We start from the raw sequence: 12,437 nt of genomic DNA on the forward strand, positions 1-12,437 counted from the left end.
ACGCGGCGGTGATTTGCCCGCGCGAGCCGATAGCGAAGGGGCCGCCGGATCGTCTCCGGCGGCCCCTGTCGGCTTACTGGTCGAGGAAGGAGCGCATCTTGCGGCTGCGACTCGGATGCTTGAGCTTGCGCAGCGCCTTCGCCTCGATCTGGCGGATGCGCTCGCGCGTCACGCTGAACTGCTGGCCGACCTCTTCGAGCGTATGATCGGTGTTCATGCCGATGCCGAAGCGCATGCGCAGCACGCGCTCCTCGCGCGGGGTCAGCGAGGCGAGCACCCGCGTCACCGTTTCCTTGAGGTTGGCCTGGATCGCGGCGTCGACCGGGATCACCGCATTCTTGTCCTCGATGAAGTCGCCGAGATGCGAATCCTCCTCGTCGCCGATCGGCGTCTCGAGGCTGATCGGCTCCTTGGCGATCTTCATCACCTTGCGCACCTTCTCAAGCGGCATGCTCAGGCGCTCCGCCATTTCCTCCGGCGTGGGCTCGCGACCCTGTTCGTGGAGGAACTGGCGGCTGGTGCGGACCAGCTTGTTGATCGTCTCGATCATATGCACCGGGATACGGATGGTGCGCGCCTGATCGGCGATCGAGCGGGTGATCGCCTGCCGGATCCACCAGGTCGCATAGGTCGAGAATTTGTAGCCGCGGCGATATTCGAACTTATCCACCGCCTTCATCAGGCCGATATTGCCCTCCTGGATGAGATCCAGGAATTGCAGGCCGCGATTGGTGTATTTCTTGGCGATCGAGATGACGAGGCGCAGGTTCGCCTCGACCATCTCCTTCTTGGCGATGCGCGCTTCGCGCTCCGCCTTCTGCACCATGTTGACGATGCGGCGAAATTCGGTGAGCGCCATGCCGGTCTGCTGCGAGATCTCGCTGATCTCGCCGCGGATGCGGTCGACCGCGTCGGCTTCGTTGTTGGCGAAGTTCGCCCATTTCTTGTCGAGCTTGCCGACCGTCTGCAGCCAGGTGTCGTCCATCTCGTGGCCGACGTAGCGGTCGAGGAAGTCCTTGCGGCTGACCTTGTGCCGTTCGGCGAGGCGCAGCATCTGCCCGCCCAGTGCGGTCAACCGGCGGTTGAACGCGTAGAGCTGGTCGACGAGATATTCGATCTTGGCGTTGTGGAACTGGACGCTCTCCACCTCGGCGGTGAGTTCCTCGCGGAGCTTCTGGTATTTGCGCTCGTCCGCCGCCGACAGCTCGCCGCCCGCCTGCATCGCGTCGAGCCGCGCCTGCTGGATCTTGCTGAACTTCTTGTAGAGCGCGGTGATGTTGGCGAACCGCTCGAGCGCCTGCGGCTTGAGCGTCTCCTCCATCTGCGCGAGGCTGAGCGTATTGTCCTCATCCTCGTCGTCCGAGGGACGCGGCGCGCGCGGCTCACCCGATTCGTCATCGTCGTCCGCGGACGGCTCCTCGGGCTCTTCCTCGTCCTTGAAACTGGCGCCGGCGGTCTTCTCGCTGATCTCGCCGGATTCGTCGTCCTCGGCCCCCTCGACCTGCTCGGCCGACGGACCCTTGGACAGCATCGCATCGAGATCGAGGATCTCGCGCAGCTGCATCGTGCCTTCGTTGAGCTGCGTCGACCAGTCGATGATCGCGTTGAAGGTGATCGGCGATTCGCACAGGCCGAGGATCATCGTGTCGCGACCCGCCTCGATCCGCTTGGCGATGGCGATCTCGCCCTCGCGGCTGAGCAGCTCGACCGCGCCCATCTCGCGCAGGTACATGCGGACCGGATCGTCGGTGCGATCGACGGTCTCTTTCTTCTTGGTCTCGAGCGCGGGCGCAGCGGAGCCGTCGCCATCGGCCTCGACGGGCTCGGCCTCGTCGTCCTCGGCCGGCTCCTTGTCCTCGCCGTCCTCGCCGGCTTCCTCGTTCTCGACGATGTTGACGCCCATCTCGTTCAGCGCGGACATGATGTCCTCGAGCTGATCGGACGACATCTGATCCTGGGGCAGCGCCTCGTTGAGCTGGTCGTAAGTGATGTAGCCGCGCTTCTTGGCGCGGGCGACCAGCTTCTTGATATCGGCGTCATTGAGGTCGATCAGCGGCGCGTCGGTCACGTCCGCACCCTCATCGCCACCGCTACCGTTAACCTTCGCCATCAATTACCCTCGGATCCAAACGATCGGGCGTCTTCGTTCGACTGCACCAGATTTGCAAGTCGAAGCTCCAAGCCCTGTTTCTCTTTCACCAACGCCACTTGCCGTTCGAACGCCTCGGCGGTGAAGTGCGCCTGCATCGAGGCGGTCGCTTCACCGAGCGCCATGTCCACTTCGGGGCGCGCCACCATGATGGCGATCGCTTCGTCGAGGTCGGCACGGGCGCGGGCGGGGTCGCCGCCGCTCTGCGTGAACGAATAGGGCATCGTATCGGCCCTCAGCAGATCGCTCGCGATCGCATCGAAACCGGACTTCGCCAATATGGTGCGCAGGCGCGCGCTATCAAGCGCCTGATCCTCCAGCGCGACGTCGACCACCGCCTCGAACAGCCGGCCGAGCGCGCCGTCGATCAGCTTGAGGCTGCCGAGCACCTCCATATGCCGCGCGATCTCGACCGGGTGGCGGATCAGCCCGGCGAGGATCGCCTTGGCGAGCACGCGGTCGATGCCGGCGGCGTGGAAGGCCTTGGCATCCTCGGTCGGCGGGGCGATCGGCGGCTTCCACTGGCCGTCGGCACCGCGCTTGCCCTGCGCGCGCGGCGCGGCGGGGGTGAAGGCGCGGCGTTTCGGGGCGAAATGTTCGTAGAAGCGGTTCTTGAAGTCGCTTTCATATTCCTTGCGCACCGATCCGTCGGCGATCGTCGCGGCGAGCTCGTGCAGCCGCTGCTTGAGCCCGGCGCGCTGCTCGGGCGTGTCGAGCGCGCCCGCGGCGACCTCGCTCTGCCAGAGGCGATCGACCAGCGGCTGAGGCTGCTGGAGCAGCGCCTCCATCGCCGCCCGGCCACCGCCGCGGACGAGGTCGTCGGGGTCCTGCCCCTCGGGCAGGGTGACGAAGGCGAGGCTGCGACCGTTGCCGAGCATCGGCATCGCGCGATGCGCCGCGCGCAGCGCCGCTTTCTGTCCGGCGCTGTCGCCGTCGAGGCAGAGGATCGGCACGTCGCTGATCCGCCACAGACGTTCGAGCTGCGCCTCGGTCAAGGCGGTGCCGAGCGGCGCCACCGCATCGCCGATCCCCGCCTGCGCCAGCGCGATCACGTCCATATAGCCTTCGACGACGAGGATGCGTGCCGACTTGCGCGCGGCGGGCGCGGCGCGGTCGAGATTGTAGAGCGTGCGCCCCTTGTCGAAGAGCGGCGTGTCGGGCGAGTTGAGATATTTGGGCTCGCCCTCGCCGATGACGCGGCCGCCGAAGGCGATCACCCGGCCGCGCGCGTCGCGGATCGGGATCATCAGTCGGCCGCGGAACCGGTCATAGGGCTCCTTGCCGTCGACCTGGATCAGCAGGCCGCATTCGATCAGCGCGGCGTCGCCATAGTCCTTGAGCGCGGCGCGCAGCTTGCCGCGGCTGTCGGGCGAGAAGCCCATGCCGAAGGCCCGCGCGGTCTCCGCCGAGATGCCGCGCCTGGCGAGCACCGCGCGCGCCTCGGCGCCGGCGATGCCATGGAGCTGCTCGGTGAACCAGGCGGCGGCATCCTCCATCGCCTCGTGCAGGCCCTTCGCCCGCTCCGCCTTGGCGGCAGAGGCGCGATCCTGTGCCGGCATCTCCATGCCGGCGGCCTGCGCCAGTTCCTTGACCGCGTCGATGAAGGGGAGGCCGCGCTGATCGGTCATCCAGCGGATCGCATCGCCATGCGCCGAACAGCCGAAGCAATGATAGAAGCCCTTGTCGTCGTTGACGTAGAAGCTGGGCGTCTTCTCGTTATGGAACGGGCAGCAGCCGCGCATCTCGCGCCCGGCCTTCTGCAGCTTGGTCGTCTTGCCGATCAGCGCGGACAGCGACGTGCGGGCACGCAGTTCGTCCAGAAAGGCCGGCGAAAGACTCATGCCGTGATTTTACCATGCGCGCTGGGGCGCCATTCGGCAAGGGCGCGTTTGATCGGAAAAGGAGGCTTTGACGGGCGGACGGGCCGGCGCCCATGACAGCCGCCGGAACTGCCCGATCGGGGAGGCTTCATCCTGCGCCCCTCGTCGTCCCCGCCTGCGCCCGGACGACGCAAGACGGAAAGGAAAAGGGTTGGAAGCAAAGCCCCCTTATGACAGCGCCGCCTTCACCAGCCCGCTCGCCTTGCTCATGTCGAGGCTCGCGGCGTGGCGCGCCTTCAGCTCCGCCATGACCTTGCCCATGTCCTTCATGCCGTTCGCGCCGAGCTCGGCCTTGATCGCCTCGATCGCGGCGACAGTGTCCGCCTCGCTCATCTGCGCCGGCAGGAAGCGTTCGATCACCGCGACCTCGGCCTTCTCCGCCTCGGCCAGCTCCTGACGGCCGCCGCTTTCGTACATGGCGATCGATTCGCGGCGCTGCTTGACCATCTTCTGCAGCACCTCGACCACCACGGCATCGTCGTCGGGCGTGGTGCCGCTGGTGCGCAGCTCGATGTCGCGGTTCTTGATCGCGGCCTGGATCAGGCTGATCGCGCTGCGGGTTTCCTTGTCGCCCGCCTTCATGGCGGTGACCTGGGCGGCCTTGATGTCGTCGCGAATCATGGGGAAGCTCTCGAAGATGGCGGTGAAGCGGACGAACCTAGCGGAGGAACGCTCCTTCGTGAACCGGTTGACCTGACGGGGGCGGGGGGCTAGCGGGCGCCTCTTAGCGACATAGACGAAATCTGTAGGAGTGCCCGCCAAGCCATGGCCGACGCCAAGCCCATTGCCATGCCTGCGAAGCCTGACGGCGCGACGGGTGTTCTGGTCCTCGCCACCGGTGAGGTGGCCTGGGGCCGCGGCTTCGGTGCGGAGGGGGCCGCGGTCGGCGAGGTGTGTTTCCACACCGCGATGACGGGCTATCAGGAGATCATGACCGATCCGTCCTTCGCCGGGCAGATCATCACCTTCACCTTCCCGCACATCGGCAACGTCGGCGCCAACCCCGACGATATCGAGGCGGATGCGCCGCATGCGCTCGGCATGATCGTGCGCGAGGACGTGACCGCGCCGTCGAACTTTCGCGCGGTCGAGCGGCTCGACGGCTGGATGAAGCGGCATACGCGCATCGGCCTCGCCGGGATCGACACGCGCGCGCTGACCCGCCGCATCCGCGCCGGCGGCGCCCCCAACGGCGTCGTCGCCCATTCGGCGAGCGGCGACTTCGACCTGCCCGCGCTGCTCGAGATGGCGCGCGGCTGGCCGGGGCTCGAGGGGATGGATCTCGCCAAGACGGTGTCGACCGAGGCGCATTACGCCTGGGGCGAGAGCCGCGAAGGCGGCATCTGGCGGTTGGGCTTCGGCTATGGCGGCAGCGATGCGGGGGCGCGTCCGCACGTCGTCGCGATCGACTATGGCAGCAAGCACAACATCTTCCGCAATCTCGTCCGCGCCGGTGCCAAGGTCAGCGTGCTGCCGGCCGAGGCGACGTTCGAGCAGGTGATGGCGCTCGACCCCGACGGCATCTTCCTGTCGAACGGCCCCGGCGATCCCGCCGCGACCGGGACATATGCGGTGCCGGTGATCCGCCAGTTGCTCGACACCGGCAAGCCGCTGTTCGGCATCTGCCTCGGCCACCAGTTGCTCGGCCTTGCGGTCGGCGCGACGACGACCAAGATGTTCCAGGGCCACCGCGGCGCCAACCATCCGGTCAAGCGGCTCGCCGACGGCGTCGTCGAGATCACCAGCATGAACCACGGCTTCGCGGTCGAGCGGGACTCGCTGCCCGCCAACGTCCGCGAGACGCACGTCTCGCTGTTCGACGGATCGAATGCGGGACTGGAGCTGACCGACCGGCCGGCGTTCAGCGTGCAATATCACCCCGAGGCGTCGCCGGGGCCGCAGGACAGCCTGTATCTCTTCGAGCGGTTCGTAGGATCGCTGTCGCCGCGGTGACGCTCTCTCCGACCGCCCCAGTCATGCCCGTTCCGGAATTCTGACCCATGCCCAAACGCACCGACATTTCCTCCATCCTCGTGATCGGCGCCGGACCGATCGTCATCGGGCAGGCGTGCGAGTTCGATTATTCGGGCACGCAGGCGATCAAGGCCCTGAAGGAAGAGGGCTATCGCATCGTCCTGGTCAATTCGAACCCGGCGACGATCATGACCGATCCCGAGTTGGCCGACGCGACCTATGTCGAGCCGATCACCCCGGCCGTCGTCGCCAAGATCATCGAGAAGGAGCGGCCCGACGCCGTTCTGCCGACGATGGGCGGGCAGACCGCGCTCAACACCGCGCTGGCGCTGTTCCACGACGGCACGCTCGACAAGTTCGGCGTCCAGATGATCGGTGCCGATGCCGAGGCGATCGACAAGGCGGAAGACCGCCTCAAGTTCAAGCAGGCGATGACCAAGATCGGGCTGGAAAGCGCGCGTTCGGCGATCGCGCATACCGTCGAGGAGGCGCTCGCCGGGCTCGAGGTCACCGGCCTGCCGGCGATCATCCGGCCGAGCTTCACGATGGGCGGGTCGGGCGGCGGCGTCGTCTACAACCGGTCCGAATTCGTCGACATGGTCCGCAAGGGGCTCGACGCATCGCCGACCACCGAGGTGCTGATCGAAGAATCGCTCCTCGGCTGGAAAGAATATGAGATGGAGGTGGTGCGCGACCGCAAGGACAATTGCATCATCATCTGCTCGATCGAGAACGTCGATCCGATGGGCGTCCACACCGGCGATTCGATCACCGTCGCGCCCGCGCTGACGCTGACCGACAAGGAATATCAGATCATGCGCAATGCATCGATCGCGGTACTCCGGGAGATCGGCGTCGAGACCGGCGGATCGAACGTCCAATTCGCGGTCAATCCGAAGGACGGCCGCCTCGTCGTCATCGAGATGAATCCGCGCGTGTCGCGTTCCTCGGCGCTGGCGTCGAAGGCGACCGGCTTCCCGATCGCCAAGGTCGCCGCCAAGCTCGCGGTCGGCTATACGCTCGACGAGATCGACAATGACATCACCGGCGCGACGCCGGCGTCGTTCGAGCCGACGATCGACTATGTCGTCACCAAGATCCCGCGCTTCGCCTTCGAGAAGTTCAAGGGCGCCGAGGCGGTGCTGTCGACCGCGATGAAGTCGGTCGGCGAGGTGATGGCGATCGGCCGCAACATCCATGAATCGATGCAGAAGGCGCTGCGCGGCCTGGAGACCGGCCTGTCCGGTTTCAACGAGGTCGACCGGCTGGTCGGCGCGCCGCGCGCCGAGATCGAGGCGGCGCTGGCGGTGGCCACCCCCGACCGGTTGCTGGTCGCGGCGCAGGCGTTGCGCGAGGGCTTCACCGTCGCCGAGATCCACGCCATCGCCAAATTCGATCCATGGTTCCTCGAACGGCTCGCCGAGATCGTCGCCGCCGAGGTGGAGGTGACGACCAACGGCCTGCCGATCGACGCCGCCGGGATGCGCCGGCTCAAGGCGATGGGGTTCAGCGACAAGCGGCTCGCCTATCTCGCACTCAAATCGGCGAACCTGCGCGGCAACGAGCGGGGGATCGCGCGCGGTTCGGGCCTGATCCACGAAGCGGTCAAGGCGATGACCGGCGGCGTCACCGAGGAGGAGGTGCGCGAGCGGCGCCACAAGCTCGGCGTCCGCCCGGTGTTCAAGCGGATCGATACCTGCGCCGCCGAATTCGATGCGCGCACGCCCTATATGTATTCGACCTATGAGGCGCCCTCGTTCGGCGAGCCCGAGGACGAGAGCATGCCGTCGGATCGCCGCAAGGTGGTGATCCTCGGCGGCGGCCCCAACCGGATCGGGCAGGGCATCGAGTTCGATTATTGCTGCTGCCACGCCTGTTTCGCGCTCGCCGACGCGGGCTACGAGACGATCATGATCAACTGCAATCCGGAGACGGTGAGCACCGATTACGACACGTCCGACCGCCTCTATTTCGAGCCGCTGACCGCCGAGGACGTGCTGGAGATCCTCCACGTCGAGCAGAGCCGCGGTGAACTGGTCGGCGTCATCGTCCAGTTCGGCGGCCAGACGCCGCTCAATCTCGCGCGGGCGCTGGAGAAGGCGGGTATCCCGATCCTCGGCACCAGCCCCGATGCGATCGACCTGGCGGAGGATCGGGAGCGGTTCGCCGCCTTGGTCAACAAGCTGCGCCTCAAGCAGCCGGCCAACGGCCTCGCGCGCAGCCGCGACGAGGCGGTCGCGGCGGCCGAGCGGATCGGCTATCCGGTGTTGATGCGCCCGAGCTACGTGCTCGGCGGGCGGGCGATGGAGATCGTCGATTCGCTCCAGCAGCTCGACGATTATATCCAGACCGCGGTGCAGGTGTCGGGCGACTCGCCGGTGCTGATCGACCAGTATCTGCGCGACGCGATCGAGGTCGACGTCGATGCGATCTCCGATGGTGACGAGGTGGTCGTCGCCGGATTGCTCCAGCATATCGAGGAGGCGGGGGTCCATTCGGGCGACAGCGCCTGCTCGATCCCGCCCTATTCGCTGAAGGCCGAGACGATCGCCGAGATCGAGCGGCAGACGGTGGCGCTGGCGCAGGCCCTGTCGGTCAAGGGGCTGATGAACATCCAGTTCGCGGTCAAGGACGGCGAGGTCTATCTCATCGAGGTCAACCCGCGCGCGTCGCGCACCGTGCCGTTCGTCGCCAAGGCGATCGGCGTTCCGATCGCCAAGATCGCGAGCCGGGTGATGGCCGGCGAAATGCTGCGCGAGCTGCCGCCGATCGATCGCCACATCGATTATTATGCGGTCAAGGAAGCCGTCTTCCCGTTCAACCGCTTCCCCGGCATCGATCCGGTGCTGTCGCCCGAGATGAAGAGCACCGGTGAGGTGATGGGGATCGACCCCGATTTCACCACCGCCTTCGCCAAGTCGCAGCTCGGCGCCGGCACCGTGCTGCCGACCGGCGGCACCGCCTTCGTCAGCGTCAAGAGCGGCGACAAGCCGCATATCGTCCCGGCAGTGAAGTCGCTGCTCTCGCACGGCTTCAAGGTGCTGGCGACCGGCGGCACCGCCGACTATCTCGCCAGCGTCGGCCTGCCGGTCGAGACGGTCAACAAGGTCGCACAGGGGCGGCCGCATATCCTCGACCGGATCATGGACGGCGAGGTGACGCTGATCTTCAACACCACCGAAGGGTGGCAGAGCCTCAAGGACTCCAAACCGATCCGTCAGGCGGCCTTGGCGCAGAAGATCCCCTATTTCACCACCGCCCCGGCGAGCGTGCAAGCGGCGGCGGCAATCGGGGTCACCTCTCTTGAAGTACGGCCTCTGCAATCCTACTATTCGCAGTCGCACAACTGATCCCGACATAATGACGTGATGTGCGGGGCGGGCCGGTGGTCCGTCGCGGGGTATGAGTGAATTGGGGACGTAGATATGGCGACCGTCGAAAAGATGCCGATGCTCCAGGAGGGCTATGACACGCTCACCGCGGACCTGAAGCGTCTGAAAACGGAACGTCCCCAGATCGTCGATGCGATCGAAGAAGCGCGGGCGCATGGCGACCTGTCCGAAAACGCCGAATATCACGCCGCCAAGGAACGCCAGGGCCAGATCGAGGCGTCGATCGCCGATATCGAGGACAAGCTCAGCCGCGCGCAGATCATCGATCCGCGCGATCTGTCGGGGGACAAAGTGGTGTTCGGCGCGACGGTGACCTTGCTCGACGACGACGACAAGCCGGTGAAATACCAGATCGTCGGCCAGACCGAGGCGAATGCCAAGACCGGCCGCATCTCCTACAATTCGCCGCTCGGACGCGCGCTGATCGGCCGCCGGGTCGACGACGAGATCGAGGTCTCGGTGCCGGCGGGGGACCGCTATTACGTCGTGTCGAAGGTCGAATTCATCTGATCGACCGCGCCGGCGCCGCCGCGGCGCCGTGGCGAGCTTTTATCGGGGCGGCACCCATCGGGTGCCGCCCTTCGCATGTCAGCGGATGTCGAGCATCACCACCGACTTCGCCGGCAGTGCGACCGACAACGTCCCGTTGGCGAGCGTCGCGCCGGTGAAGGCGACCGGCCTGATCGTATCGGGGGCGTCGAACGTGTTGTGCGCGTCCATCGTCGTACCCGTCAGGATGCGCCCGCTCACCGTCCCGCCGCTGATCCCGGCGAGCTGCACCGAGACGTTCGCCGCCTGATTGGGGTCGACGTTGGTCAGCGCGACATGGACGACGCCGTCGGTGCCGCGCACCGCGCTCGAACTCACCGCACGCAGCTCATGCCCGCCATTGCGATACCAGTGCGAGCTGACCTCGACCGGCAGCACCGTGCCGTCCTGATAGCCCTTGTACAGGTCGAACACCCAATAGGTCGGCGTCTTGACCATGCGATTGCCGTCGGTGAGCAGCATCGCCTGCAGCACGTTGACCATCTGCGCGATATTGGCGCCGCGGACGCGATCGGCATGGCGGGCGAAGATGTCGAGGTTGAGGCTCGCCACCACCGCGTCGCGCAGGCTGTTCTGCTGGTAGAGGAAACCGGGATGCGAGCCGGGTTCCTGATCGTACCACGTCCCCCATTCGTCGACGAGCAGCGCGACGCGCTTCTTGGGATCATATTTGTCCATGATGCGCGAATGGTTCTGGAGCAGTTCCTCCATCTTCATCGTCTTGACCAGGGTGCGAGCCCAGGCCTCCTCGTCGAAGCCGGTCGCGGCGCCCTTCTGCTCCCAGGTGCCGGGCACGGTGTAATAATGGACGCCGATGCCGGAGAAGGCGCTCGCCGCCTTCTGCATCATCACCTCAGTCCAGTTATAATCCTCAGAATTGGCGCCGCTCGCCACCTTCATGATCTGGACGCCTTCGGGCACCTTGATGAAGGTCGAATAGCGCCGCGTCTCGTCGGCGGCATATTCGGGCGTCATATTGCCGCCGCAGCCCCACAATTCGTTGCCGATGCCGAACATCGCCAGCTTCCACGGCGTCTTGCGCCCGTTGGCGGCGCGTTCCTTGGCAAGCGTCGATCCGGTCGGCGAGGTCATATATTCGACCCACTCGGCCATCTCGCGCGGCGGCGCCGAGCCGACGTTGCCCGAGACATAGGCCTCGGCGCCGAGCAGCTCGCTATAGTCCATGAACTCGTGCGTGCCGACGGCATTGTCCTCGGTGACGCCGCCCCAGTTGGTGTTGACCTTGACCGGGCGCTTGTTGCGCGGCCCGATCCCTTCCCGCCAATGATATTCGTCGGCGAAGCAACCGCCGGGCCAGCGCACCACCGGCACCTTGATCGCCTTCAGCGCGTCGAGCACGTCGGTGCGATAACCGCGGACGTTGGGGATCTTGCTGTTCGGGCCGACCCAGATCCCGCCATAGATGCCGGTGCCGAGATGTTCGGCGAACTGGCCGAAGAGGTGGCGGTCATATTTCGCGCCGGGATGATCGCCGCGCACCGACACGGTATCCGGCAGGGCAGGGGCTGGCGCCGCCTGCTGCGCCATCGCGCCCCCCGATACCAGACCCGCGAGCGCGGTACAGAACAGCAGCCTCGAAACCTTCATCTCTCTCCCCTGACGCGTCCCAGCGCGCGATGAAGAGGATGCTATCGGGCGGCGCTCGCCGCGTCAATTTGCCCGACAAATCCACGCGCCGGAATCCGGCGTCCAGAAGCCGGGATCGGGCCGAAAACCAGCCGCTGCCGGCCGCTCAACTCCGACAGAACCGGCCGCGGTCGCTCGGGACGATGGGTCAGGCGCGACCGCGCCGTGCCTCGGCCTGCCGTGCCGCAGCGATCGTGTCGACGACCAGCTCGTAGAAGGCGGGCGAATAGCCGGAGGCGAGGAAGGCCTTCACCTCGGCCGAGGCGATCGCATAGCCGCGCTTCCAGCTCAGCACCGCAATCCGGCGCAGCGCCTCCAGCTTGGGGTCGGCGAGCTGCGGGCTGATCCGCACGCCGAACACCAGCCCGAGCCAGCGCGTCAGCTGGCCCGGCTGCCGCAACGTCGACAGGCCGTCCTGCCGCGCGATGCCGATCACCGAGCGTTCGAGTTCCGTCAGCACGGGGCGCGGCTCCTCTATCGAAGCGGGGGCGGGAAGGGTGAGGGACGGGGCGGGCGTCGGCACAGGGGCGCTCACCCGCGCGTAACCGGCATTGCCCGGTTCGGCAAAAGCAAGAAAAGCCATGGCGTCACTCCCTTTTCGCATCCGCACGTCACCACGTCCGCATCCATGGCGATGCAGAGCTGTGACCGCGAATTGTTGCACCCCTTTTGCCGCCGCGTCGCGGAAGGCATCCGGTACCCGATCGATGCTGGCGTTTTCCGTCGCCCTCATCTTCTATACTGGTCGGTATAGAAGCGGGATTCCGGACCGTCAACGGCTTTTATACCGGTCGGTAGCAAAAAGTACGATGGGATATTCGGCGGTTGCAGGGCGTTGGCCCGGGA

8 protein-coding genes are annotated in these 12,437 nt (G+C 66.3%); 3 read left to right on the forward strand and 5 right to left on the reverse strand.

Annotated features, from left to right (window positions below; translation table 11 throughout):
* Positions 1 to 73: 73 nt before the first annotated feature.
* From rpoD to BW41_RS00205, 3 genes are all read right to left on the reverse strand, one after another.
* Entirely contained in the window at positions 74 to 2,110 is a 2,037-nt protein-coding gene (gene rpoD / locus BW41_RS00195; RefSeq protein WP_037530151.1) for an RNA polymerase sigma factor RpoD, read from the reverse strand.
* Positions 2,110 to 3,990: a DNA primase gene (gene dnaG / locus BW41_RS00200; RefSeq protein WP_037530154.1), complete on the reverse strand. Its 1,881-nt coding sequence runs from the start codon at positions 3,988 to 3,990 to the stop codon at positions 2,110 to 2,112. Before dnaG ends, rpoD begins: the two co-directional genes overlap by 1 nt.
* Positions 3,991 to 4,197: 207 nt before the next feature.
* Positions 4,198 to 4,650 (reverse strand): GatB/YqeY domain-containing protein, encoded by a 453-nt coding sequence (locus tag BW41_RS00205; protein ID WP_037530156.1) that lies wholly within the window; start codon positions 4,648 to 4,650, stop codon positions 4,198 to 4,200.
* 144 nt (positions 4,651 to 4,794) lie between these two features.
* Here BW41_RS00205 and carA point away from each other — a divergent pair, with 144 nt between their 5' ends.
* The 3 genes from carA (at position 4,795) to greA (ending at position 9,905) form a co-directional block, all read left to right on the forward strand.
* Positions 4,795 to 5,982 (forward strand): glutamine-hydrolyzing carbamoyl-phosphate synthase small subunit, encoded by a 1,188-nt coding sequence (carA, locus tag BW41_RS00210; RefSeq protein ID WP_037530158.1) that lies wholly within the window; start codon positions 4,795 to 4,797, stop codon positions 5,980 to 5,982.
* 47 nt (positions 5,983 to 6,029) lie between these two features.
* On the forward strand, positions 6,030 to 9,353 hold the full coding sequence (gene carB, locus BW41_RS00215; protein ID WP_037530160.1) for a carbamoyl-phosphate synthase large subunit: 3,324 nt from the start codon (positions 6,030 to 6,032) through the stop codon (positions 9,351 to 9,353).
* Positions 9,354 to 9,428: 75 nt separating this feature from the next.
* Positions 9,429 to 9,905 carry a transcription elongation factor GreA gene (gene greA / locus BW41_RS00220; protein WP_037530161.1) on the forward strand — a complete coding sequence of 159 codons (477 nt, stop codon included), beginning with the start codon at positions 9,429 to 9,431 and terminating at the stop codon, positions 9,903 to 9,905.
* Between the two features lie 78 nt (positions 9,906 to 9,983).
* Here the strand turns inward: greA and BW41_RS00225 are convergent, their stop codons facing one another.
* Entirely contained in the window at positions 9,984 to 11,552 is a 1,569-nt protein-coding gene (locus tag BW41_RS00225) for an alpha-N-arabinofuranosidase (RefSeq protein WP_037530162.1), read from the reverse strand.
* A 187-nt stretch (positions 11,553 to 11,739) separates the two neighbouring features.
* Entirely contained in the window at positions 11,740 to 12,051 is a 312-nt protein-coding gene (locus BW41_RS00230) for a hypothetical protein (protein ID WP_235199436.1), read from the reverse strand.
* Positions 12,052 to 12,437: the final 386 nt, after the last annotated feature.

The organism is Sphingomonas sp. RIT328 (assembly GCF_000632225.1).
Lineage (GTDB): Bacteria > Pseudomonadota > Alphaproteobacteria > Sphingomonadales > Sphingomonadaceae > Sphingomonas > Sphingomonas kyungheensis.